The sequence below is a fragment of the Paenibacillus suaedae genome, assembly GCF_032337355.1.
In the GTDB taxonomy this organism is placed as follows: domain Bacteria; phylum Bacillota; class Bacilli; order Paenibacillales; family Paenibacillaceae; genus Paenibacillus_B; species Paenibacillus_B suaedae.
The window spans coordinates 379,806-405,976 of sequence record NZ_JAVYAA010000001.1 but is presented as its reverse complement, the minus strand read 5'-3'; the positions used below and the strand labels follow the sequence as shown (position 1 = coordinate 405,976).

The 26,171-nt window shown below is 47.2% G+C and carries 22 protein-coding genes; 3 read left to right on the top strand and 19 right to left on the bottom strand.

What is annotated here, in order from left to right:
* Nucleotides 1-177: 177 nt before the first annotated feature.
* The 3 genes from tkt to RQP50_RS01785 all read right to left on the bottom strand — a co-directional run bounded on the left by tkt (nt 178) and on the right by RQP50_RS01785 (nt 4,719).
* Nucleotides 178-2,196: a transketolase gene (tkt, locus tag RQP50_RS01795; RefSeq protein ID WP_072727360.1), complete on the bottom strand. Its 2,019-nt coding sequence runs from the start codon at nt 2,194-2,196 to the stop codon at nt 178-180.
* 304 nt (nt 2,197-2,500) lie between these two features.
* Entirely contained in the window at nt 2,501-3,406 is a 906-nt protein-coding gene (gene purU / locus RQP50_RS01790) for a formyltetrahydrofolate deformylase (RefSeq protein WP_072727361.1), read from the bottom strand.
* A gap of 191 nt (nt 3,407-3,597) precedes the next feature.
* The gene (locus RQP50_RS01785) at nt 3,598-4,719 is read right to left on the bottom strand and encodes a deoxyribonuclease IV (RefSeq protein ID WP_072727362.1); all 1,122 of its coding nucleotides are present in this window, start codon (nt 4,717-4,719) and stop codon (nt 3,598-3,600) included.
* Between the two features lie 126 nt (nt 4,720-4,845).
* Between RQP50_RS01785 and RQP50_RS01780 the strand changes: the two genes are divergently transcribed.
* Both RQP50_RS01780 and RQP50_RS01775 read left to right on the top strand, forming a co-directional pair.
* Entirely contained in the window at nt 4,846-5,316 is a 471-nt protein-coding gene (locus RQP50_RS01780) for a DUF2621 domain-containing protein (RefSeq protein ID WP_072727363.1), read from the top strand.
* 109 nt (nt 5,317-5,425) lie between these two features.
* Nucleotides 5,426-6,352, top strand: coding sequence for a TIGR01777 family oxidoreductase (locus RQP50_RS01775; RefSeq protein ID WP_315742778.1), 927 nt, complete (start codon nt 5,426-5,428; stop codon nt 6,350-6,352).
* Between the two features lie 185 nt (nt 6,353-6,537).
* Here the strand turns inward: RQP50_RS01775 and RQP50_RS01770 are convergent, their stop codons facing one another.
* The 10 genes from RQP50_RS01770 to RQP50_RS01725 all read right to left on the bottom strand — a co-directional run bounded on the left by RQP50_RS01770 (nt 6,538) and on the right by RQP50_RS01725 (nt 17,514).
* Nucleotides 6,538-8,430, bottom strand: a complete 1,893-nt coding sequence (locus RQP50_RS01770; protein WP_315742776.1) for a DUF6382 domain-containing protein — start codon at nt 8,428-8,430, stop codon at nt 6,538-6,540.
* A 12-nt stretch (nt 8,431-8,442) separates the two neighbouring features.
* Nucleotides 8,443-8,952 carry an A24 family peptidase gene (locus tag RQP50_RS01765; protein WP_315742774.1) on the bottom strand — a complete coding sequence of 170 codons (510 nt, stop codon included), beginning with the start codon at nt 8,950-8,952 and terminating at the stop codon, nt 8,443-8,445.
* Nucleotides 8,953-8,989: 37 nt separating this feature from the next.
* Nucleotides 8,990-10,027, bottom strand: coding sequence for an AAA family ATPase (locus tag RQP50_RS01760; RefSeq protein ID WP_315742772.1), 1,038 nt, complete (start codon nt 10,025-10,027; stop codon nt 8,990-8,992).
* A complete protein-coding gene (locus tag RQP50_RS01755; protein ID WP_315742770.1) occupies nt 9,996-12,251 on the bottom strand; it encodes an acyl-CoA cholesterol acyltransferase in 2,256 nt (751 codons plus the stop codon). The genes RQP50_RS01760 and RQP50_RS01755 overlap by 32 nt, the downstream gene beginning before the upstream one ends.
* 47 nt (nt 12,252-12,298) lie before the next feature.
* The gene (locus RQP50_RS01750; protein ID WP_315742768.1) at nt 12,299-12,832 is read right to left on the bottom strand and encodes a pilus assembly protein; all 534 of its coding nucleotides are present in this window, start codon (nt 12,830-12,832) and stop codon (nt 12,299-12,301) included.
* Between the two features lie 187 nt (nt 12,833-13,019).
* Complete coding sequence (locus tag RQP50_RS01745; protein ID WP_021256385.1) at nt 13,020-13,196, bottom strand: Flp1 family type IVb pilin; 177 nt, start codon at nt 13,194-13,196, stop codon at nt 13,020-13,022.
* 51 nt (nt 13,197-13,247) lie between these two features.
* A complete protein-coding gene (locus RQP50_RS01740) occupies nt 13,248-14,129 on the bottom strand; it encodes a type II secretion system F family protein (RefSeq protein ID WP_315742764.1) in 882 nt (293 codons plus the stop codon).
* Between the two features lie 40 nt (nt 14,130-14,169).
* On the bottom strand, nt 14,170-14,943 hold the full coding sequence (locus tag RQP50_RS01735; protein WP_315742762.1) for a type II secretion system F family protein: 774 nt from the start codon (nt 14,941-14,943) through the stop codon (nt 14,170-14,172).
* Nucleotides 14,918-16,183, bottom strand: a complete 1,266-nt coding sequence (locus tag RQP50_RS01730) for a CpaF family protein (RefSeq protein WP_315744527.1) — start codon at nt 16,181-16,183, stop codon at nt 14,918-14,920. The genes RQP50_RS01735 and RQP50_RS01730 overlap by 26 nt, the downstream gene beginning before the upstream one ends.
* Before the next feature lie 74 nt (nt 16,184-16,257).
* Entirely contained in the window at nt 16,258-17,514 is a 1,257-nt protein-coding gene (locus tag RQP50_RS01725; protein WP_315742760.1) for a nucleotide-binding protein, read from the bottom strand.
* A 275-nt stretch (nt 17,515-17,789) separates the two neighbouring features.
* On the opposite strand from RQP50_RS01725, the gene RQP50_RS01720 reads away from it, so the two are divergent.
* A complete protein-coding gene (locus tag RQP50_RS01720; protein ID WP_315742758.1) occupies nt 17,790-18,599 on the top strand; it encodes a hypothetical protein in 810 nt (269 codons plus the stop codon).
* Nucleotides 18,600-18,713: 114 nt separating this feature from the next.
* Here the strand turns inward: RQP50_RS01720 and RQP50_RS01715 are convergent, their stop codons facing one another.
* The 6 genes from RQP50_RS01715 to RQP50_RS01690 form a co-directional block, all read right to left on the bottom strand.
* Nucleotides 18,714-20,837, bottom strand: a complete 2,124-nt coding sequence (locus RQP50_RS01715) for a methyl-accepting chemotaxis protein (protein WP_227774283.1) — start codon at nt 20,835-20,837, stop codon at nt 18,714-18,716.
* 150 nt (nt 20,838-20,987) lie between these two features.
* Entirely contained in the window at nt 20,988-21,269 is a 282-nt protein-coding gene (locus tag RQP50_RS01710; RefSeq protein WP_072727370.1) for a hypothetical protein, read from the bottom strand.
* Between the two features lie 373 nt (nt 21,270-21,642).
* Nucleotides 21,643-22,437, bottom strand: a complete 795-nt coding sequence (locus RQP50_RS01705; RefSeq protein ID WP_185929427.1) for an alpha/beta hydrolase family protein — start codon at nt 22,435-22,437, stop codon at nt 21,643-21,645.
* Nucleotides 22,438-22,524: 87 nt separating this feature from the next.
* A complete protein-coding gene (locus RQP50_RS01700; RefSeq protein WP_315742752.1) occupies nt 22,525-24,132 on the bottom strand; it encodes a potassium/proton antiporter in 1,608 nt (535 codons plus the stop codon).
* Between the two features lie 194 nt (nt 24,133-24,326).
* Nucleotides 24,327-25,304 carry an AraC family transcriptional regulator gene (locus tag RQP50_RS01695; protein ID WP_083544778.1) on the bottom strand — a complete coding sequence of 326 codons (978 nt, stop codon included), beginning with the start codon at nt 25,302-25,304 and terminating at the stop codon, nt 24,327-24,329.
* 201 nt (nt 25,305-25,505) lie between these two features.
* The gene (locus RQP50_RS01690; protein WP_028531682.1) at nt 25,506-26,150 is read right to left on the bottom strand and encodes an SGNH/GDSL hydrolase family protein; all 645 of its coding nucleotides are present in this window, start codon (nt 26,148-26,150) and stop codon (nt 25,506-25,508) included.
* Between the last annotated feature and the right edge of the window lie 21 nt (nt 26,151-26,171).

The following is a 26,171-nucleotide window of genomic DNA, read 5'->3' as shown; positions in this document are numbered from 1 at the left end:
ACGAACAAGGCCGCTACAACAGGGGACTTCCATCTCTGGTACCCGTTAAGCGGCCTTGTTCATTGCCGAGCCCCCTCGCCTTAATCGGCTAGAGAACGAACTTATTCTTATTTGCACCTAAATAGGAGTGAATCGAATCTTCCCCTATCCAGTGATTTGCTTCATTCGTTTCGTGTATTACAGCAATGCCTTTACACGACTCACTACGTTTTCAACAGTGAAGCCGTACTCGCTGATAACGCGGTCTCCAGGAGCGGAAGCGCCAAATGTGGAGATACCAATGATGTCGCCTTGGTCTCCTACATAACGTTCCCAACCAAATGGTGAAGCCATTTCGATTGCAAGACGAGCCTTCACATCTGGAAGCAATACGGAGTCTTTATACTCCTTCGATTGCTTCTCGAACAGATCCCAGCTTGGCATGCTGACAACACGTACTTGAATGCCCTCTTCAGCCAATGCTTCTTGAGCGCGAATCGCCAATTGAACTTCAGAGCCTGTCGCAATGATTTGCGCTTGAGGCTTGCCGTCTTTCGCATCGGACACAACATAAGCTCCGCGTGCAACACCTTCGCGGGAAGCAGCTACGCCGCCTTCCAAGATAGGTAGGTTCTGACGAGTAAGCACAAGCACGACTGGGTTAGATTGGTTCTGTAATGTGTATGCCCATGCAGCGGATGTCTCATTCGCATCTGCTGGACGGATTACTGTTACGTTCGGGATGATTCGTACAGACGCAAGCTGTTCGATAGGCTCATGAGTAGGGCCGTCTTCCCCAACTGCAATACTGTCATGCGTCAATACATATGTGACTGGCAATCCCATCAATGCAGACAAACGAACAGCAGGACGCAGGTAATCCGTAAATACGAAGAACGTACCACCGAACACCTTCACACCACTATGCAATGCCATACCGTTCATTGCCGCCGCCATTGCAAATTCACGCACACCGAAGTAAATGTTGCGGCCGTCGTATTGACCCGGACGGAACGCAGTCAGATCATTCAGGTGTGTCATTGTGGAGCTTTCCAAGTCAGCAGAACCGCCTGTCAAGTTCGGAACGTTCTTCGCAAGACCGTTCAAGGCATTTCCAGATGCGACGCGGGTGGACAATGCTTTGTCTCCTGCCGCATATGCCGGAAGATCCTTATCCCATCCCTCAGGAAGCTGTCCGCTAATTGCAGTTTCGAATTGCTTCGCAAGCTCAGGGTAAGCAGCTTGATAAGCTTGGAACATCTTATTCCACTCTTCGTTCGCCTGAATGCCCTTCTGCTTCACATTTGTATCGAAGTGGTTGTATACCTCTTCAGGCACGAAGAAGTCCTCGTGTCCCCATTGATAGAATTCCTTCGTCAGCTTCGCTTCATCAGCGCCGAGTGGAGAACCGTGTGTACCTCCATGTCCGCCCTTGCCTTGCTTGTTCGGGCTTCCGTATCCGATTACGGTCTTCACTTCGATCAATGTCGGCTTGCTGGAATCCTGCTTCGACTTCTCAACCGCTTGCGCAATTGCAGCAAGATCGTTGCCGTCTTCAACAAGCAGCGTGTTCCAGCCATAAGCCTCGTAGCGCTGACGCACGTTCTCGCTGAAGGACAGACCGGATTCGCCATCCAACGTAATATCGTTCGAATCGTATAATACGACTAATTTACCTAATTTCAAGTGACCTGCAAGCGATGCTGCTTCACTAGCAACACCTTCCATCATATCTCCATCACCACAAATAACAAACGTATGATGATCGACAACGGAATAGCCGTCACGATTATATGTTGCACCCAGTTGTGCCTCTGCCATAGCCATACCTACAGCCATTGCAATCCCTTGTCCGAGTGGACCTGTCGTTGCATCTACACCAGCCGTATGTCCGAACTCCGGATGACCTGGAGTTTTGCTTCCCCATTGGCGGAAATTCTTGATTTCTTCCATAGGAAGGTCATATCCGCTGAGGTGAAGAAGGCTGTACAGCAGCATGGAACCATGTCCAGCGGAAAGAACGAAACGGTCGCGGTTAATCCATGTTGGATTGGTCGGATTGTGCGTCATCGCCTTCGCAAACAGATGGTATCCCATTGGAGCAGCACCCATTGGCATGCCCGGGTGACCGGATTTCGCTTTTTCAATCGCATCAATGGCAAGTGTTCGAATCGCTGCCACCGATAGCGCGTCAATATTCATTTGGTTTGCAGTCATTGCTGATTTCCTCCTTGTCCCTACTCATCACAAGCTGAAAGCTATACAGAACAAATGAAATTGCGTAACTACCAAGCTTGTACGCTGTGCTCTATTTTGCATTCATTGTACCATTACTAGCCCATTCGATGCTACTTTAACGTGTGAAAAGCTATGGATATCAAGATCTAGTATAACCGAACTTCATGCTCAACTTAACAGTGGGATTATATAGTGGTGTTCAATCCCTAACCAGAGCAATTAAATAAAGCTGTTCCAGCCGCAGATTCAACTGCAAGCCGGAGACAGCCAGTATACCATCATTTTAATTAAACACAACCGTTTTGTTCTGATAAACGAGGATTCGATCCTCAATATGCCAATGCACAGCACGAGCAAGGACGACACGCTCAATCGTTCTGCCGATACGCTTCAGTTCATCCACATCCGCACGATGCGTTACGCGCTGAACGTCTTGTTCGATGATCGGCCCGCCATCAAGCTCCTCCGTTACATAATGGCCTGTTGCTCCAATCAGCTTCACGCCGCGGGTGTAAGCCTGTTGATACGGCTTGCCGCCAACAAATGCCGGTAGGAACGAATGATGAATATTAATAATTCGATTCGGATATTTCTCAATAAACTTCGGCGAAATAATTTGCATATAGCGCGCTAATACGATCAGGTCAGCCTTGCCTTCAACTGCTTCAAGCTGTTGGCGTTCAGCCTCTGGCTTGTTGCCTGATGTTACTGGAATATGAACATACGGAATTCCGAAGGACTCTACATATTCACGCATATCCGGGTGATTGCTCACCACCATCGCGATTTCAGCATCGAGATCGCCTGCTTGCCATTGCCACAGCAACTCAACTAGACAATGATCCTCTTTCGAGACAAAGATGGCAATTCGCTTCTTCTTGCTCACGCAAGCAATTCTCCACTGCATCTTGAATTCCGAGCCAATAGACTCGAATTCAGCCTGCAATTGAGGCAGCTTATCATCAAGCTGCTCCATATCGAATTCAATGCGCATGAAGAACATGCCGCCCTCTGGATCCATTGTATATTGATCGGACTGGACAATATTCGCTCCATGTTCATATAGAAATTTAGATACAGCAGAGACGATACCAGCTCGGTCCGGGCAAGAAATTAACATCCGTGCGCGATTGCGGGCTTGTTCCCCAGCCTGCTGAAGGGCATGAACCATCGTGTGTTGGTGCGTCATCTTTGTTTCTCCTCCATGAATTAGCGTTGCTTTCTGCAAATCTTACATAGATTCCCCATCATGATTTTTCTACTGCATCCCATGCTATCTTCATGCTTCACTCGTTCCTAAATTCCCCGTACAACCTACTTGTATCCTTCGGGATGCTCTGCTTCTGCTGCGACTTAATCACACACACAAGCTATAGCAGCTTATTTCCAGGCAGCTTGTCCAGCCAAGCAAACAGTCAGACGCTGATTAATCTCTTCCTCATTCAATTCAGGGAACAGGTTGGCTTCAGCAACCATATCATAGAGACGTTCCATCGGCTCGCGCGGATCTGCCTTTCTTGCTTTTGCATCCTTCTTGATAACATCCCATGTCGTCAATACGTAATCACGAGGGGATACATCCTGCTCTTTGAAGAAATGCTCAAGGCGCTCCACATCAGGGATAAAGCTTGCACCGAAACGCTTGTCTACATCACCGCGTAGAAGGGCGATTTCCGCTTCATACATCGGACGCTGCTTCTTCGCGTCCTTCCCGATCCACGGTGTCTCCAAAATAAATGGACGGCCAGCGAGCCCTTCATGATGCACGAGGCGTTGAATCGCTTCAAAGCCAAGCATTCCTGCACCGATTGGTGCGTGGCGGTCTTTGCCGGCTCCAAGTGGATTCTTGCTATCATTAATATGAACAACGGCGATTCGATTCAGTCCCACAGTACGATCGAATTGCTCCAATACGCCATCAAGATCATTGACGATATCATAACCAGCATCATGAATATGGCATGTGTCCATACATACAGTTAGGCGATGGTTGTCCTCAACCTTCTCAATAATCGAGGCAATTTCCTCGAAGCTCCGGCCAACCTCTGTTCCTTTGCCAGCCATCGTTTCCAGTGCGATATTGACGTCCGTATCTTTCGTATTGCTCAGTACCTCATTCAAGCCCTCAGCGATCCGGTTGACCCCGAACTCAGCATCTTTGTCGGTATAAGCACCTGGATGAAGAACGATATTTTTCACACCGATGCAGTCTGTGCGGCGAATTTCTTCTTGGAGGAAATTAACGGCCAGCTCAAACGTATCCGGCTTGTACGATCCAAGGTTAATAATGTACGGCGCATGCACCACAATTTCACCGATGCCGTGCTTCTCCATCAATTCCTTGCCCTCTTCAATATATAGCGATTCAATCGGCTTACGACGCGTATTCTGCGGCGCCCCAGTATATATCATGAATGAGCTTGACCCGTAAGACAAAGCTTCCTTTGTAGCAGTCAACAGCCCTTTATCGGAAAACGAAACGTGTGATCCAATTTTCAACATGTAATTGCTCCTTTCAAAATCATTTCCCCTTATTCTACAAGGATTATCGAAATAATGCTAGGAATGGGGTATAATTCGATGTAAGCATCTTAGTAAAAAGTACCAAAACACATGAGGTGAGAAATTATGCTTAGCTCGTCCACCCTGTTTCCAATGGCTGTCGATGGCCCAGGCCGTTGGTTTATGAATTCCATCGCATTTTGGACATTCGTCCTCTTAGGCTTCATGGCGATTGGCGGCTACTTCATGTTCCGCAAGTTTATGAAAGTGCTTCCGATGAATGACGGGAAATCGAAGCTCGATTGGCAAAATTACTGGGTAGAGCAGAGCCGAAACCTATGGACTGACGACTCCAAAGCATTTCTGGAGAAGCTTGTTGAGCCAGTTCCATCCGCCTTCCGTGATATTGCACGTCATTCGATCGCAGCCAAGATCGGGCAGGTAGCCTGTGAGAGCGGTGCGACGGAAGTAACGCAGGATCATTGCATTCAAGGCTACATCATGGCCACACCCAAGCGAGACTATCGAAGCCTCGTTAAATTTCTCGACAATAATGGAATTGATTATACGCCATATAAACATTTGCTTAACAAATGATCCAAGACTTTCCCAGCAGTAGAAATGGATGCGCCTACACAAAATCATAATCGAGTACAATCACATCTTAGTTCTATCCATTCCATTAACGTGTTAGGAGGGATAAGACGTGAAAGTGATGATTTGCGGCGGGACTGGATTAATCGGCAGAGCTCTGGTTGACTTCTGGCTTCAAGAAGGACATGAGCTCATCGTCGTTACCCGCTCTCCAGCGAAGTTACATGCCTATGAGGGAGGAAGTTCCATTCACGCTATTAGCTGGTCGGAGCTTGCTCATTGCCCTGAGCATTGCCATAACGTGGATGCCGTTGTCAATCTGGCGGGCGAGACGATTAATCAGCGATGGACGAATATCGCAAGGAATCGCATCCTCTCGTCACGGATCGTTCCTGCAAGAAGAATTGCGGTATGGGCGGGCAAGCTGTCCCGCAAGCTGCCCATCTATATTAGCGCCTCAGGCATCTCTATTTATGGGTCTTCCGAGACAGGGACATTCGATGAGATGAGCAATGCGGGTGGAGATGACTTCTTGACCGATGTCATCTACCAATGGGAAGATGCAGCAGATCGCGTTCCGGCCGCGCGCTGCGTCAAGTTGCGGATTGCGCCAGTGCTCGCCAATGAAGGTGGGGCATATCCAATGATGAAGCTGCCGTATTTACTGGGCGTTGGAGGACGAATAGGCTCTGGGAAGCAGCCTTTATCTTGGATACATATTGCGGACATGGTTCGGCTGATTGATTTTGTCCTGCAAGACTCGATTGAGGGAGTTGTCAACGCCTCTTCCCCCGAATCCGTAACGAACGACGACTTCGGCAGAACGCTTGCGCGAGTATACCATCGCCGCCATTGGATGCCCGTTCCTGCTATAGCCTTCAAATTTCTATTCGGGGAAATGTCCTCACTATTGCTGGAAGGGCAGCGTGTCTATCCCGCTAAAGCTCTGGAGCATGGCTTCACCTTCCATTATGGAACGCTGGAGAAGGCGCTAACCGAGCTGCGTAATTCGGGGAGAAATCGCACTACATCCCGATGATCAGAAAGCATCTGATTATCATTTCGAATGGGAGTGCGACTGTACTTACATGAAACGCAATGTTGTAGATGTAAATCTTAGATTTAACTGATGTATATATTAGAATCCTTCACATGATTGACCTTAGCTACTAAGTAAGAACGGCATGACATAACAAAGAGGGTCAGACACACTATCTGACCCTTCTAACCAGCTCGGAAGATATACTGCGAACGAGCAACTGCGAGCTTATCCCCATCCTTCAACGGGTACAGCTTGTAGGGAATCAATAGTTCACCCTGCAGCTCCGTTCCATTTCTCGATCCCAAATCCCGAAGCTCTAAGTTGCCCTCTGACGTGCGAATCAATTCACAATGGTGCTTGGATACCCCCATGCTATCATTTCGATGACTTACCCCTTGCTCAGCACGCCCTATTATGAATGGAAATCCACGGAGTGGATGAGTTCCCACCACAGTTATTCCCGCTTCATCGAGCTGCTGCAGATATGGTTCCTGCTGCGAACCTTCCCCTTGCTCTTCCATTTCTCCAAGCATTACCGTTGCATCAATGCTCGAAGGGTTTAGCATTACCGTATGTTCGGTTAAAGCAGCATAATAGCGATCAGCCGTTGACATAATCGGATCTTGATTCATCCCATCACCCGACCGTGATCGCAGCTCATTGTTGAAGGATTGTAGCCCCAATTGAGAGGTACTAGCCGGCATGCCAATCCCCTGTTGCTGCCCTATTCCCGCGATAACGGAACTTGAGACTGTTGCTTGAGGGGCTATTTGCCCATTCATATAACCTCCTGATGACCCCCTAGTCCATGTAGGGGAAGAGGGAACGAATTCCTTATGCTGCTGGCCCCCTTTTGCATGACTGCTGTGTGCATCCCTCGCATCTGCAGGATGAGGGAGATGTGACAACTCCATAGACAAAAAGTCGGGAAGCCTATTCGGATTATTCCACCCATGGCTGGAGCTTGGTTGGAAATCCTGTTCATCAGCACTAACTCGGCTGTCCTTCTTCCGAGAGAATCGTTTGCTCCACCACATGCTGGGAATCCCCGTTAAATACATCGCTCCCAGTGCTATGACAGCAATGTTCCAAATGACAGTGTAAGTGAATACCTCCGATGTAGGTCGAGACATATATCCGAACTTCCAACCTATTCCGGCTGCTGCAATTACGACAACCGAGGTTACCAAGGTATACTTCTTGGGTATCGGTGTTATTGCTTCGTTAGCCGTATCTGTTCCCGAATGGATGCTATGCTCTCGATCATATCTCTCCATGGCAGGATTCGAAATTGATGCAGCAGATGTAACAGGTATTTGCTCTTGCCCATCTGCAAAAGGCTTCGCCGTCGAATTCCAACTGTTCTTCCCCTGCTCATTGTGCAAGCCAGCTTGTCCATAAGCAACCTGCTGCTTAGGTTCACGCTCATCCCTTTCACCGCTCCCCGGGAAAAACTGCCCTCGTCCAGATTGATTGGGGTTCGCAGAAGTGCCGCTTGCTGTGCCCACAATTAAGGATTGCAGCAAGCCTCGTACATCTGCAAGAGTCGTCCCCTCCTGTGACAACAACTGGACAAGACGCTGAAAGCCGTCACCATCCCAATGGCTCACATGGGAAGAGAGCAAAATGCCTAATCTCTTCAATCCCTCTAGCCCCGCTTGGGGGTGCAAAGGTTCTTCTGTTGGGATGTACGCTGTATAAAGACTGCTATTCCAGGAGTGCCCATCTACATAAATAAAACGCTCATGAAGCAGAATCTGATTCGGATGCAGCATATATGCACGGCATCCTTCCAACACGTTGACCAGTTGGATCATCCATTCAAAATATTGAATTGCAGTAATCTGTAATGAACGCAGAACCTGCTCCAGCATTTTTTTACCACTAATATCGTACAAAAACGTGACCTCAAAATCGATTTCCCTAATTTCTATTGGAAGCAACTGAGGAACTTCGTTAAACCGCAGCATATTCACTTGATAGGTATCCAAGTCATTGGAATGAACCGCTGGTTCTCTCGTAAGGAGCATCCTCATTTTACCCTCGTGGATGAAATCCGACCGGTAACCATACATCGCCATCACCCCCTATATCCATAATTGAGTCCAATAAACGGTTGCCGCTGCAGGCAGTACCGCCCACATAAATGGAAAGGTCGCTTGGTTCAAGGTTAGCTGTTTCAAGGGTGTTACGGAGCGAAGCCAAAAAAATTGAATGATTGCGATCCCGATGCGCCTCCACCTTCTCCCATGCCCGAACAGCATAATCCCTGCTGCAATCAGTCCCCCATAGATAATGGCATAGATAAACGTCTCCCATGCAAAATTAGCTCCCATGCTGGCGCCAATCGCTGCAAACAACTTCACATCCCCTGCCCCGACCGCACGCAGCAAGAATAGAACAAGCATGATCCCAAACCCACAGCCCGCTCCGAATAGACTGAACAGCAAACCGTCCCATCCACTTACAGCGCAATATCCAGTTAGTGCAGCAAGTACTATTGAGACCGTTAAATAATTTGGTATTTTACGAGTAAGCAAATCCGTGGTGAACGCAGCCACTAGCAATATCCCACATAGCCAACTCGACCACATCATTTGGCAGCCCCCTTCTCCCATGCGGTATGACTCCAGATCACTTTACGATAAATTGCCTTTCCGCACTTCTTCCGTCTCCCGTATTCATAACTAATCTCCACGTACCTGAGGTTGTATTGCCTGAGACATGCCATAGCCAGCTTATATTCCCATCGGCATCCGCTTCTGCCCAACCGATGTGCCTCGCTTGGCTCTTGCCGCTCTTATAGAAGATTACGAGTTCGACTTTTTCATGCGGCTTAGCCTTCGCTGTTAACTTGGCCTTGCGGCCTGGCAATAGCGGTTCCGGTTCCAAACTAACAAAAGCGGGTGGCGCACCTTTCTCTTCCGTGCCTGACTCTTTATTGGCTGAACCGGGCTGCGGACCATCCCCAATCCAAACTCTCTCAGATGCTCTTGCAGCGATCGTGATCGTCTTATATAAGAACGGCACACGCATCGGCAGATCATATTCCACTTCAATTGCGATATATGGGTCTTCCTTCTCTACAATATCCGGCAGCTTCACATGTGTGATCCGGATCCGATCTTCTCTAAGTGTCCCTCGAATCCCGTAACGGACGAACAAAGGCTTTATCAAGGCTTCTCCGACTCGCGCTTGACCCCATTCCCCCGCCGCTTCCGCTCGCTTCTCCGCCCAGTCCACCACATGTTCGGATGCCCATTGATTCAATGGAGGTGGCAAAGCATTGCTGAAGCGCTCGGCGAAATGACGTGCCGTCATTTTCAGAGCGATTGCCGGCGGCTTGTGGAGCCAAGGACTGTTGTTGTCCCCTGCTTCCGCTCCAACCTTCTTCGTCATCAGTTCGATGGGATACATATGAGCGGCAATCTGCTTCACCGTATTCGTCGCAGCAGATTGCAAGGATGTCGTAACGACAGAAGCGTAAATCATATATACAAAAAACAAAAACAAAAGCAGCACCATAGGCAGCATTAGCGCAGCTTCGACTGTGATGCTGGCTCTACCGTCCCCCATATAGCGACGGAGCCAATTGCCAAATCGTATGAACCAGCCCCTTGCCCGAGCTAGTAACTTGCCACTAGTAGGAGAACACGGATGTCTTTGTTGCATAGTATCTTCCATTCTCGACTTCACCGCCCAATATGCCGGTTTGTCCAATCCACTTCATAACCCCGGGTAGAAACCACAACGGTGTGCTTATTCGCAGCTCCGTCTCGCCATAGGTACCTCTTGTCGTGGGGTCGATACCTGTATTTTGATGAATGAGTGCGAGCATTCGCTTCAACATTCCTTCCCGACTGCCATGGACGAGCATAAATAATCGCAAGTGATCCGAGTAAGACAATGTGACGGAAGGCAAGTATTTCGAAATTGGCACTTTGTCTTGCGTAGCAAGAAGGATCATATCTTGAACTGCCTGTTCAATCCCATAAATAATAGCTGCTACTAATATAAGCAGCGGATGTCTCAAGTTCGCACATTCGATAAAGCCCTCCATTGTACGAATAGCAAGCCGCATAGCAAAGATCTCCCCCAACGCTGCAGCCACATTGCCTGCTGGATTATGAAGACCATACAATAGGTACTCCACTTCTTGATTATGTATGGATAAGGACTTTATCAGTTCTTCCGCAGACTGCTCTGAAGTAAGTATCGATTTCAATTTCGTAGGGTCATAGGTGTTGAAATAGAGAAACGCATACTCATCACGGTATAAACGATCTCTTAACATGCTAAATCCGTTAGCAATGCTATCATAGATAGAGGTAACAGCGTCCATAGACTCCTTCCCCTCTTCTACCGCATCGTCACGTTCTTGGTCAACTGCCGACTCCTCACTGGACTCATGTTCATTAAATGCAGCGATTGCATTAGCCTTCTCTTTCACTTCTTGAAACAGCTGTTCATGCTCCTTCAATTGATCATTCAGCTTCTTCAATGAGGACAATAAGTCTGCCGCTTTCCCGAGCTTTCTATTCGCTTCCTTCTCTTTCTGCTTGCGTTCCTTCTCTGTAGATCGGCCCTGTTCAAATCGCTGTTCTCTAGCATCTATCACATTCGAGCTGCCAATATAATCTTTTGCATATTGCTCCCACTGCCTCCACAGGCTAAGGATCGAAGTTTTCATGTTATAAGCGGATATGCTTCTCCCGACAATTTGACTGACCATCGATTGAACACGGTTTGCTGCATCATTTACTTGTTCCATACTCCGATGCTGTTCTTCCATTTCCTGCTTCCATTCGGTAAGGAAGTCATCTGGCAGCACTAGGTCATCCGCAGCTTCATTAATACGCTTAATCGAATCTGACATCTGGTCCGATTCATCCATTGTCCCTTCACTCTGCTCGCTAGATTGTCCAACTCGGTCATAACCGTTATAGTTCGAGCTTGCGCGTACCTCTTGAATGACACGCTTCATGTCCTCATTATATTGACGGGCTTTCTCTATATGCGACAGAGCTGTGTTCAATCCGATGCGATGTTGATCCAGCAAACTAGATGTTGTAGATGTCAGCCTACGCGATATATCCCATGAATCGGATTCATAGTCATCCGTTTCATTCTCATACTGCTTGTCCTCATCCTTACCGCGATTCGAATCCAGACGAATCTTATGTACATAGTCTGCATATTGAGCTCCCACATCCGCTGCACTTCCAATTGAACCAAGCGAGCTGTCGCGCATAATATCACTTTCTCCCGTTGCAATCCGACTAGAAAGATCAGAACGCGCCGCATAATTGCGAAGCGACTTCTGGAGCTTGAAGGCAGAGGCTATTTCCTTATCGCGCTTATCAACTAGCTTCTGCAGCTTGGATAACAGTTCTGTCGTCTGCGCTGCCTCCTTCATCACTTTGGACATCGGCTTCAACTTGCTGGACAAATCGAAGGCAAATTGAACAGGAGCTTTATACTTCATCTCCTCTAAGATTTGCCGCTCGAGTTCGTCATATCGACCAAGTTCCCTAGTGATCGAGGTAGTATGACTATCAAGCAGCACAGGCACCCAGGGAAAGACCCCCGTCGCCTTAAGCTCAGCCTGATCCCGCATCACTTCATCCATTATGAAAGCAGGATCGCTCTTCCCATAAGCAAACAATTGATACCGTTGCTGCAGTGCCGGTTCATAGGCGGACATGACGGAGCGAATTCCAGTCTGAGCGAGTACCTCTGCCCTCCATTCAGCAGCAGCAATTCGTGCGTAGTCAATAAGTACACTTGTAAATAAAAAGATTGCAGCTACTATGAAAATGAGCAGGACGGACACGGAACCTCGAATTTCTTTCCACAAATTCCGCCGTATTCGGGCATTACTCTCGTCCCCCATCATTTCCAGCACCTCCGCATGTATGAGACATCGCTACATCATTGGCTTTGCTATTTCGCCGCACGCTTGATTGTATCTGCAGCTTGTTCATTCGATATCCCCTTCTTATTCCATTGTGTCAGCTTCGTTGACATGTACCTCGCAAATTCTACGGAACGAATAAATTCTACAGGCTCTACGACTGCAGCAGATGCTCCTCCTTCTCCAGATACACGTCGTCTAGTTAAACGTTCGAATGCCGTTTGATACAATGGCCGTTCGAGAGAGACGGTCACCTTCCGCTCAATTGCAATATTGTCGAATTTCATCTCTCCATGGAATACCGGAGGCAGCAGTCTTCCTGCACGTATCAGCTTCTTCTCCGGCAGAGACTCAGAGTCACTACTGACCGGCAGTGATACTTCGTTGGTCACACTGCCGGTAACAACACCAAGCAAACGATCCAGCATATAATCATCCAGCATCCGCCAATACAGACCATCATGTTTTCCTACAGGGTAAGATCCCCTGGTTTCATCTTTATAGCTGTTGTCCCAGAACGCCGCCCCCCGTTCCGCCGCTAACGTAGCAGCATGTGATGACATAACATGCTGGAACATTAACATGGCGAAGAAGAGCATTGCTAAGCAGCAATAGAAAACAACCGGAAAGATTATACTCGCTTCAACGGTGTAGGCCCCATCTTCGGAGGCAAGCCGTTTCCACCATTTACGTAGCTTTTTATGCAGCTTGTAACCCTCCTCTATTACCTCCAATTATTACTTACAATTACTATTTAAAAATTTCATCCGTCTGTTTATCTACTTTCGTGAACAGCCTTGTCAGAAATCCTTTGATTTGCTCCCTAAAAGCAATCGCTAAAACTACAATAACTGCAATGATAATGACCAGTTCCACCATGCCAAGCCCATCTTCTTCCGTCCATAACCGTTTCCAAAGTGAATTCATATCTTGATCCTCCTTCAATTGAATTACATCATAAGTGAAATTGCTTATTCCTCACCCTTGCATCATTAACAATGCAGGAGCTCCTACGACAACTAGTACAACGAGGAACATGAGCATCATCGGAAACACCAGCTTGGTAGATACCTCTTCGCCTCGCTTGCGAGCCACCGCCTTGCGCTTATCCCACAGCTGTCGGCTCAAATCCGCCATCGCGAGCACAAATGTCTCTCCTCCACGCCGCTGATTAATCAGCACCGTCGTGACGAACATCGAAACTTCCTGCATCGTGCAGCGCTTCGCCAGCAGTTCCATGGCCTGAGCAAAAGAATAACCATTCTGTACATCTGACATCATTCGGAATAGTTCGATGTATAATGGGTGCTCGTTCTCCGACTTCTTCCGCTCAATGCAAGTTGCAAGAGCCTTGGGAACTGTCTCTCCCGCTTGTACGAGCAGATTCAGCTTATTAATCAATTCGGGGAGCTCCAGTTGAATATCCTGACGTCTGCGTTCCGCCTTACCGACTACCTCCTTCCCGCGTACTAGCGGCAGAACGATACCGAGCAGCATCCCTCCAGCCATGTTGGCGAAACTTCCGTCCGTCACAGCAGGGAGGATACATCCAGCTACGACGCCCGCAAATACATACAATCCCATCTCCGCAAGAAGTGCGCGATACATCGTATGGGACAGGGCTGGACCGTGCATTTGCATAAGCGACTGCCTCAACTGAACCAGTGCAGGATGTGTATCAAGCGTTGGTTGTAATCGTTCCAGCCACATCAGAGGTGCTGGAAGCCATTTCGCTGTCTTTACTTCCGACTGGATCGAGGCAAGTAATTCCGTATAGCGGGCCTTTCCTACATGATTCATCACAGCATAAATCCCTATTACAAGCAGGCATGCCAATCCCCACATCCATGAGGGCAGCATCTACCAACCTCCTCCCTGCTATATGGCATAAACGATATTACTACACTCTAATATCCATTAATTTGCGAATTAGCAAGATCCCAATGGACAACACAATCAATGCAGCTGTTGCAATCACTCTGCCGACTCCTTCATATAACGGCGTCATAAAATCAGGCGAGGTCATATTGAGAAAAGCTAGAAACAAAAATGGAGCTGCCATCATCGCTTTCATCTCCAGCTTCTTCTGTGCGACTAATACTTCTATCTCCTGCATAATATCCATCTTCTCTCCAATAACGGAGGAAGTTCTGCGCACCACTTCAATGAAATCCCCGCCTGTCCGCTTGCAAGTAACAAATACATCTGCAAAATTCGCGATATCGTCCTGCTGTGCCCGCTCACTGAAGTCCATCATGGCTCGTTCCACTGGCTCGCCATGCTCCATTCGCAACGACAAAATACGAAGCTCCCGAATCATATCCACATCAGTTCCGGGATAGAGCAGCCTCAAATCCTGTGCAGCCTCACGGAAAGCATTCTCCATTGATCGCCCTGCACCTAGTGCAGAAGACAAAGAATACAAGGTCTGCTTGAACTGTTGGGTCAATTGTGACCGCTTTCGTTCCAGCAGTGTCCGCTGCCGAATCTGGGTAAATCGAACCCCAATGACTGACAGCAGGATCATCCCGATCCAATGCTGGTAGAACAGATATCCGATTCCAGCCATTACAGAACATCCAACAAAGATCGCCAGTAGCTGCTCCTTGCGGTTCAAATGATATACATCGTAGCGAGGCAGTCCAGCTTCAGTCTTGATCTTCGATCCCTTCATCGTCCGCGCCCCCTTGTGCTTGAGGCAGAGTCAGCCCCGCCATTCGCAGTTTGTCCACATGCTGCAGCGTATCGCGCTTAACAAGGCCTCCTAGAATTTTTCCGCCTTCCTGCCCGTGTTCCACGAATTGATACAGGCTCGACAGCTTCACTTCACCTTCTGCAAATCCAATTACTTCTGCAATCTCCTGCACTTTGCGGGATCCATCTCGCATCCTTGCCAAATGAACAATGACATCAATTGCGGAGGCAATCTGCTGTCTAACGACGACAACCGGCAGCGAAGCCCCACTCAATACCATCGTTTCCAAGCGACTCACCATATCTTTGGGCCCATTGGAATGACCCGTAGATAAAGAACCATCATGGCCCGTATTCATTGCCTGAAGCATATCCAAAGCCTCAGCACCGCGCACCTCTCCCACTATAATGCGGTTTGGCCGCATCCGAAGCGAAGCTCGAATAAGGTCACGCATGGCTATGGCTCCCTTTCCTTCCGAATTCGCATTGCGCGTTTCCAATGACACCAGATTCGGCACTGAATGAATTTGCAGCTCTGCTGCATCCTCAATTGTAATCACCCGTTCATCAGATGGAATGAACTGAGACAAAGCGTTCAAGAACGTCGTCTTGCCCGATCCAGTTCCACCACTGATGAATAAATTGTACTTCGCCCTTACCAGCGTCTGCAGAATTTGTGCCGCCTCTTCACTCATCGCGCCGTATCGTATGAGATCCTCCATATGAAGCGGCTTAGAAGGAAACTTCCGAATCGTTACCGTGGGTCCCTTAAGCGCAATTGGGGGCAGAACAACATGAACCCTTGATCCATCTCGCAATCTCGCATCGACGATTGGTGAAGACTCATTCACCGTGCGATTTACTTGAGAGACAATCGCCTGAATAATGTCCTCCAGCTTCTCCTCGCTTTCGAAGGTATGATTTAATTTCTCCATATGTCCTTGACGTTCAACGAACAATTCCCGATGACTGTTCACCATAATCTCCGTAATTTCCGGATCATCAACAAGCGGCTGAAGCGCATCAAGACCACGGAAAGAATAAAAGACCCTACGTACTACCATTCGAAGATCTGCCGAGGTCAAATTCATCGCCTTCGAAAACGCAAACAACGCTTGTTCGATCCTCTCTGTTAATGCTTCATCAGATAACGGTTCCCCCCATTCCATACTCTCGCGCACCTGCTGCCGAATTGTAAGATACAATTCATCAAGCGACATCAGATTAGACTCTGTCCCAGAAGGCTTCAGCTGAAACTGGTACCCCTCGTCCCCATGTACCATCGACTCACCCCTTACCGCGCTCCGCTGAATAATCTCAACTCTGAACCTGCCCATTCCTCCAAGGTTGAGCGGAATACACTCGATTGAAGCCATTGATCAAATCGATAAATTTGCTTCCAAGCCGGTATGTAAGGCAGATATCCTGAGATCGGAGCATCACGCTGCTGCCATGAATTGAGCATCGTCCCCATATAACGATTCACACCCATCCGAATGAGCTTGCTTCGATGACGCACAACAGACTCTTCCGCAAGCGCCCACTGCTGCAGTAACAGCTTCGTCTTCTGTATATAGGCCATATCATCTAGGAGAAGCCACATTACCTGATCTGCCACATCCCATACCGCTTCGAATGGAGAGTGGAAATGCGCGCCCTCCACAATAATCAAGTCGTACTGCCCGCTGCTCCGAAGCGTATTCAACAATAATCGCAGCATACTGGCATCCATCCACTTCCATTCCTCTGCTAACTGCTTCGGATGGAGCATTCGCGCTCCTATTGCAGGAACACTCAGCATATATGGCTCTAAGGACAGCAGCTCACTCCCCGGCCCTCCCTGAGCCTTCTTCAAGTAGTAAAATAATTGTGCTAAGTTGCTCTGATTTTCGTTCTGTTCGATCGCTTCTTGTAGCAGCAAGCTGTATTCTTGGATCGGATCTACATTCAGAAGGAAGGGTCGAAGACCTGATTGAGCAGCCACAGCTGATAAATGAAATGCCGTTGTTGACTTCCCTGCTCCGCCTGAGGTTGAAGTAATGCCAACGATACGGCACGCTGTGTTGCTCCGCTTGTCCCCTTCAGAGGCATTGTCCGATTCACAATATTCAATGATGGATTGGAACAGTTGCGGAATGGGCTGATATGGATTCTCTATCCTACAAGGGAAGTCGGCCCCTGTCAGTTGTTCAGACTTCTCTGCGGATAATGCGATCACGATTATTCCTCTCACATCGGATGAAGAGAGTGTCCCAAGCAGCTCAGGTGCCGCGACTAGAACATGTATGCCTGGCTTCAAGCGCAAATAGTGACCAAGTGTATCCGCCTGAGTAAATACACGAAGGTGAAGCTTCTCAGCATAGGTCGATTGCTTCCAATAATCTGTGTATCCGTCTAAAATGCGCTTCTGCGGATGTGCCACTACAATATCCCATCTGTTAATCCCACTCCCCCCCCTTTCTACTTCACGGATTAGAACGCCCCGCAATTCAATATGGACATAAAAAAACACCGCCATTAAACGGGCATCAATATTGATGCTTCGTTTCATGACGGTGCTTCCGTACATTATTGTGTGAAGTTATTTCAACAGTATCATAATTCCATCCAATTTTCAACATATTTTTCCTAAATCAATCGTTACACCCAATCTCCGGATCAATGTCAAATATGTCGATCCAAGTCCTCTCCATCCTAGACATAAGTCTAGGACGTGAACAGACCGAAGTACGTTACCAAATGTTCCTTAATCAGGTAACATGAAGCATGTCTTGTTTGCATAGTTCCCACTTGTAATTACACTACTATTTGAAAGGAAGACGAACAATGAGATACACCAAATTTGCATGTATTCTCTTATCCACAGCAAGTATAAGTTTGGCAGGGTGTGCTTCGGATCATGCAACCACAGCAGCATCGAATACAAGCGTCACAGAAGTATCTTCTTCAGCTATATCTGAAAAAGGTTCAACTGCATTGAGCAAAATATCAACTAGCAATCCAAAGAAAAAACAATTTGATGTTAACCAAATACATACGATCCGTATTCTAAGTACAGCTGCCCACATTACCGTTATCGGAGATCATCAATTAAGTCAAGCACAATATGAGCTTATAGATGGAACATCCAGTTCAATGGAGACAGATGTGAGCGGCACAATAAACGATAATACGCTGACGATTAAATTGCATTCTAAACAAAAAAGTTTCATAAATACAGATTCTCCGCCATCACTAATTGTCCGAGTTCCAGTCAAGGATTACGACACTTTAGAGATTAACAATGATTTTGGAAAACTCTCACTTGAATCCGAGTCTGGGCTGTATCCTAGCCATCTAGTTGTCAACGGCAGTGCGAGCGATATTTCATCCTCCAATGTAATGGGAATGGAGAGCACTAAGCTTCATACTGAGTTTGGCAAGATAACATTTGATTTGCCGGAGAAGCTGGAATCACTGGCTGTAGAGCTATCCACTAATATGGGAAGTATCACTAATAATGTCGAGTTGGACGGGGCAAGTACATCCAATATGATCGTATCGAAGAAAGTTAAAGGCCATATTGGGGCAGCCAATACGAAGAGCCCATCTTTATTGATTTCTACTCAGGTAGGCGAGATCAAATTAAATCGTTAAATCAGAAAATCAAGAAAAATAGCTGCTGCCATTCTACTATATAGATGCTTTAAAGTCGCCGATCATACAGGAGCCCGTATCTCTCGTTGGAGATACGGGCTTTCTCTATCGGTACTAATATTTGAATTGAGATAAGGTTTCCTTCAGATTCGAGGATACATCTTCAAGCTGCTGAGACAGCTCGACTAAGCGGTTCGATACATTCAACTGTTCCGTGCTTAACGATGCAACCTCTTCGGAAGTAGCAGATGCCTCTTCCGCAACCGCACTTACATTGCTCATCGCTTCTACCAGAATGGACTGTGCCTCATTTAGACGCCCAATGGAGCCTGTCACATTTCCAAGCTGCTGAATCATGCCATCCATTTGCTGCTGTACCGTTGAGAAGATGACATCTGTCTCCTGTACAGCTTCCGCTTGTTTCTGGAAGAGTGGGAAAGCTTCTGACAACGCTGTTACGGTCTCCGTAATCTCTAGCTGAATCTTCTCCGTAATTTGCCCAACGATATCGATGGACTGCCTTGATTGATCAGCAAGGTTCCGAATTTCATCAGCAACGACCATGAACCCCTTGCCTGCTGTTCCTGCACGCGCAGCCTCAATGGTTGCATTCAGGGACAGAATGTTCGTTTGCTTCGTCATGTTATGGAGGACATCCAAAATTTTGCGAATCGATTGTGTACTGTCACTCAGTGTATTGACCTTCGTCGCAAGCGAGCGCATCATATCCCCGGTGGAAGTCGTACGGCTCATTAAGGAAGTCATATTTGATGCACCAAGCGTGCTCGATTCGGCAACCGCCTGAACCGAATGATCCATTTGCCCGTTGGCATCAATAACATTCGACATTTGTGAAGCAATACTATGCGTGAGATCATGGCCTCGCTCAGCCTCTACCGCCAGCGAAGTAGCTCCCTTCGCAATTTCCTCTGTTGCAATCGCAATTTCCTTCGCGGAGATCGCGGTGCTGCGTGATGCTTCAGACAAGTAAGAAGCTGTATCTAAGACGGCACGAGCGCTTGCATCTGTGCTCTTCACGAGATTCGTAATCTGCTCCATCATCGTATTAAACCCATTCGCAAGCTGGCCAATCTCATCCTTAGACTTAGGAACTGCGCGTACTGCCAGATTGCCCTGTGCACCCTCATTCATGAGATTCCGCAGCTTCACGAGTGGTGTCGCTACCCATTGAATTACCAACCAGCCGATTACGACTGCGATGACAGCGGCAGCCAGCATAGAGATGAATGTAAGTGTCAAGATGGACTTGGCTTCCTTCACCAGCTCAGCTACAGGGACCGCTCCAACTAGCAGCCAGCGACTCGACGGCATCTGATCATAGACCAGGAGCATCTCGCCATCGGAATCAGAGCTTATCTTCCTGCTTCCGCTAATCGCACTAGTATTGCCCTCCTCAACCTCCGGCAGAAGCCACTTCGGAGCTTCCTTGGTCAACTTCCCATCTTCCTCGGTATAAATAAAATGACCCGCACGATTCACCACTTGAACGGTAGATCCCTCGCCTAGATTAATCCCATCGAGCGACTTCTGGAAAGTAGCCAGTCTAATTTCCATTAGAACGATGTATTCAGCCATCCCGGAATTCAAATCACGCATTGGTCTTGCAATTCCGAATGTAGGCTCCGGCGCCTTATCAACACCTTTCGGCATTGTATCTACCCAAATGGATTGTCCATTGCTCTTCGTTGCTTCTTCAAACCATGGTTGCTTGCGCAAATCGTCCAGCTTACTCCGAATGCCAAGTGCAGCCATCGTATTGCGCTTTGGATCAATTGGGATCAAATAAATGTTCTCAATTAATGGATTGCCAACACTGTAGGTTTGAAGCGTTTTCGTAATCGCTTCCGTAGATTGAATCTTTTCATAAGCGCTAAGCTGATTGTCCTTCAAGGTTTTGAGCGAAGCAGTCAGGTTTGGATCGAACATAATCTGCATCGTCATATTGTTGAACTGGGTCAGCTGAAGATCAATTTTTTGCGCTGCTTGGATCATAGTCTGATAATTGGACTTGGATGCTTGATCTTCAATTGCATTCTTGGAGAATAGATACGAAATCATGCCAACACTAAAAACGAACACAATAATGCTGATTACAAATACAAGAAATAACTTCGTTCCCACGGAACGGGATGGATTCTGAAATACGGATGAAACGAGTGATTTCCAATCCACTTTCCGTGATGTCGTCCCCTGTACTCTCTTAAGCCCCTTGAACAACCGATTCATCTCCTTATCGCTATAGGTACCTGTGCTGCTATTTAGAAAGCTCGTCCCCTTACGTGCGGCATCGTACCCGTTGCATAAAAACACACCTAAGGGGAGAACTTAGCATCCAAATTCACAAACGCTGCTTCCTTCTCGTTTCTACTACAGTTCTAGATCAAAGCACTTCACTACATCCAATTTCGCCACCTGTACCTCACGGAAAAACTGGAAATCTGGATGCTCTTCCATCAACTTCGCGCGTGCCTCTTCCTTCAACTGTTCTTCAGTCATTGGTTCTTCTGACCCAATTACTAATTGATCGAGACGTTCTTTCTCACGGTGATCAAAATCAACTGCTTCTGTCGTTACATCCACAATATGAACATAACGGTACGGACTGTAGCCAACATGCTTAAACTCTTCATTCAATTTCTCATACTTCATCTATTTGCCTTCACCTTTCTTCTCTTAACCTCGCTGTACTTTTACGCACTACTACTAATATCGGTTAATTAGTCCTATTTCACAATAGTATTATGAAACATTTTCCTCATTTTTTTGTTATTCAAACTGTATGCTCTGCAGCAAAGCCTCTAGAAAGAACAAAACGCACCCGCTCGCAAGCAGATGCGTAAATGGCGCAAAGTGTCCCGCCCTACCTGGAGTTGGGGGGCAGATGGACGGGCACATTGCATGACGTATACGCCAATGCATAGACGCCATACCTGAATCTATTGTGCAGCATTGCTCATACCAATAAAAGGAGATAGATCACATCAGTCACTTCTTTTTTCGTCTCCTACGACATAACTTTTTGCTACTTATCTGCTAAGAATTTCACAACCGCCTCACAGACTTGCTTCGAATGCTCAGACAACGAAAATACATGATCAGAACCATCAATCCACGTAATGTTAGCACGCCCATCCATCGCAGCTGCCAATCGATAAGAAATATAAGGGGGAACAGCGCCGTCAGCCGTCCCATGAACGAACAACGTTGGACAGTGGATACGAGATGCAGCAGCATACATATCATGCTGTGCCGTATCATCCAGCAATCCTTGGCCTACGATGAAGCCATTCATGTCCATACGCCCTTCTTCCAACAGCTGCTTGAATCGTGAACCGGCCGCCTCTCTAGCTACAATATCAAAGATATTGGCAGCAGGGCAAAGCCCCACTAAGCGATGCACCTCTTCTCCCAGCTGTGAAGCTGCCAGAAGCGATACCGCTCCCCCCATACTGAAGCCCAGTAAGCTGACACGATTCGAATCAATGCCTTCCATACAACGCACGGCTTGAAATACAGTTAATGCATCCGCCAGCTCAGTTGACAGCGTCATTTCTTCAAACGTTCCATCACTCTCACCGCTGCCTGCGAAGTCAAAGCGAATCGCGGCGACACCAGCCTGTGCCAACTGTTCACTAAGCCGTCGAAAGAAGCCTCTGCCCTCCAGCATATGCCCTGTAAATCCATGACTCATTACAACTGCTGCTACTGGTTGTTCCGTAACAGGCAGAGTAATCAAGCCACGCAACGTCTTATCATCCCGCTTCCATTCCGTCGCAATTTTGCGAATTCGGTACGTGTGCTTCTCCAATCCTAGCATACGATTCCACTTCCCCCTTGAAAGTCATTGTATCGTACTAACTCATCATGGTGTGTTCATCATGGTGCCTTCCCCTGCATGAATACATTAGTCTTTTCCTTGCCACTTATTCTCCACAACCGTATGTTCTGTCGAGCTCACTATCGGTTGATTCTCTGTGTCTGATTGGGTGTCTACAGTTGTCTGGTCTCGATCCGCGGCACTGCCACTTGTCACCGTACATTGACTATCTTGGATCTGCTCGGTGAACAATCTTCTTATTTCATCCCTTTGATTTTTGGCAACGAGTACATAAGCCACATCTCCTGCCAATAACTGCGTGGTTCCTTTGGGCGCAATCATCTCTTCCCCACGAATTATAGCTGTAATCAAGGTGTCATCCGGCAACCTTAATTGATGCAAGTAGCTGTTCTCTATACAAGCACCAGGCTCAATCGTTTTCTTCACCAAGTCCATGTTCGTCTTCCCGACCGACACCAGCTCAAGCGCATGTACCTGCTGCCCGCCTGGTTCGCCAGCCAATCCAAGCCGCTTCGCAAGCGGAGAAATGGTAGCCCCTTGAATAAGGGCAGACGTCAGAACAATAAAGAATACAATATTGAAGAACAATTGTCCATGTTCTAAGCCTGCAATCATAGGATATGTCGCCATAACAATAGGCACCGCACCTTTTAACCCTGCCCAAGCAATAAGCGTCTTCTCCTTGCCTGTAAACTTACTATACATCAAGCTAATGAATACACCGAGCGGTCTTGCGACGAACATGAGAAGAATTGACAGCACCAGACCTTGCCATGTAATCTCCAGCAGTTGAAGCGGGAACACGAGAAGTCCAAGAAGGATGAACATCATGATCTGCATCAGCCAGGCGAAGCCCTCATTGAATCTTACAATTGTAAAACGATACTGCAAATCGGAATTGCCGATGACAAGTGCCATCACGTATACAGCTAAGAAGCCGCTGCCCTTCAGCAGACCAACACCGCTATAAGTAAGAATCGCGAATCCGATTGCAAGTATAGGGTACATACCAGATGTATCAAGGGCAATTCGATTCAATACTTGAACGATGAACCAGCCTGCGAGCAGTCCTAAGCCAAGTCCAAGTCCCATTTGCCATACAAATGAGAACAGCATTTCCCATACGGAAAGATCCGGAATCTGAATCCATTCAATGAATGATATCGTCAAGAAGACGGCCATCGGGTCATTCGTTCCTGATTCCGCCTCCAAGGTGGAGGTCAACCGCTTCTTCACATTCTGGCTTCCGAGAACTGCGAACACGGCTGCGGCATCCGTAGAGCCGACAATCGCACCGATCAGCATGCCCTCTTTCCAATCAATTCCTAAGATAAATACCGAACACACACCAAAAACCGTAGCAGTAATCAATACACCGATGGTTGCAAGCGATACAGATCCGCCAATGACAGGCCGAATGTCACGCCAGCTTGTCTGCATTCCTCCATCGAACAATATAATGATCAGAGCCAAAATCCCGAATAGTTGCGTTAACTTCGCATTATCGTAATAAATGAGAGGATTCAATGCCATCCCTACAATAATAAACAATACAAGTGAAGGCACATTGAATCGATTCGAGAATTTGGCACTAATCACTCCCGCTAGAAGTAAAGAACCAAATAAGAAAATAATCATATCCGTCGTCCACAAATTCGCATCATTCCTTTTCATCACTATATCGCATACAGTATCGTCCAGCACAATCAAGATGGAATATGGAGGATTGCGTTTACATACTGTACCTCCATTATACTGTATACCTACCGAATAAATAAGAATAACTTATGAACAGGCTGCGAAATATACAACCGGCAACAAGAACGTGTCGCCGGTTCCTGTATATGAATCATAAGTATTCGTTATATTTAGCGGCTCTTCTTGCGATAATGAGAAGGAGGGATTCCCGTCCACCGTTTGAACATCCTTGAAAAATGCGTTAAATCGCGAAATCCGACTGCCCGACATACCTCTGCTACTGTAGTATCTCTTGTCAGCAGCATCTCGCTTGCCTGACGCATGCGGAAATCATTCAAATATTCGTTAAATGACTTGCCTGTGTAGGATTTAAATACATCACAGAAATAGGTCTTGGATAGTGATGCAAGCCGGCAAATCTGCTCCAGACGAATATCCTCATGAAAATGCTTATGCACATAATCAAGAGAGACTTGAACAGCCTCTCGGTGCTTATTTATACGATCTTCCTCCTTCTTTACCTGCACGACTGTTCTCGTGTCATTGTCTTCACTTCCCCGGCTCAACAGAACGAGAAGCTTCAGCAAATTCGCCTTTAAAACAAGCCCGTAATGAGCTGTCTTCATCCGGAACTCCCTCTGCATCTCCTCCAGAATCGTCCTCACATGTCGTTCTTCTTGACCGGAGAGGGACATTAAAGTTGGCTTCCTTCCCCCTTCACTTAGCACAGGATGCAAATACTGATAGTCCATGAAATTACTCTGGAGCTCAGGCTGGGTAAAGCGCTCATTGATATAATAAGGTAAGAACTCGCAGCCAATGACTTCCGTCTGTCGTCCCGGAATCCATTCCACACCGTGTACCGCGAACGGAGGCACGATGCATACACTTCCCGCGAGCATTTTGTGACGTCTCCCGAGATAAGAATGCATGATCCCTCCCTTCACGACATACCAAATTTGAAAGTAATCATGGGTATGTTCATGCAAATTGCCGTGAGTATGGTCGATCCGATACAATTTGCAAGGGAGAGCCTCTGGAAATTCAAACTTTGAGTGAAAAAATACGACACCCTTTGATGAGAACTCCTCAATGCTTCTGCCAATCCACATGTTTTTCATTGCGGGCTGACTACCTATTACAGACATCAATTCCCCTCCTATTCGCTAGAAATATCGAATTTGGAAAGCTCTCAATGTAAGCGTTTGCACGAACAGCGGTTTATCCCTCTTCTCAACAAGCATGTTTAACAATGTGGAAGTTTAAAGACTGTCTATGAGGGAAAATGCGACAGGAAGGCCCAGTGATCTTACCTGAAGAATCATGTAGGCTTCCTGTTCCCATGAGGATTACTCCGCAAAACATGCCTGATACAGAGCTTTGGCTAGAGCCATATGTCCAACCGCGCTCGGATGAACGCGATCCCATGCCAGTGTAGCCGGATAGAAATGCTCCAGCAGCTTATCCATGACCTGCTGTGTATCTACAAATAATGTACCATGCTCATTCGCGATCTCCTTAACAATTCGACCGTATTCATTCATCGTTCGGCGCATCGCATCTTCTTGGTTCGGTTCAATATAATAGGGTGTCATTAACGCAATCCAGCGTACATTCGGCTTGGATCGTTCAACGAGACGATTCAAGGTGTCATAATATTGATCCGAACCTACATGCTGCTCCGACACGAAGGGCATATCGTATTGACGCCAGACATCATTAATTCCAATACAAATAACAAGTCCGTCCGGCTCCAATTGTTCGACATCTGTCTCCCATCTACGCTCTAAATCAACCACTGTATTCCCACTAATGCCCATATTCACAATGCGAATTCCCATCTCAGGATGCTCCGTCTGAACTAGTGCATCGAACATGGATACGTATCCTTTGCCATTGGCTCCGAATAATCCTTCCCCATACGGTCTAGCCCGCTCACAATCCGTTATGGAATCTCCAATGATAACGATCTTATCCCCATGCTGCAGCATAATACAATGACCTCCCTACACATT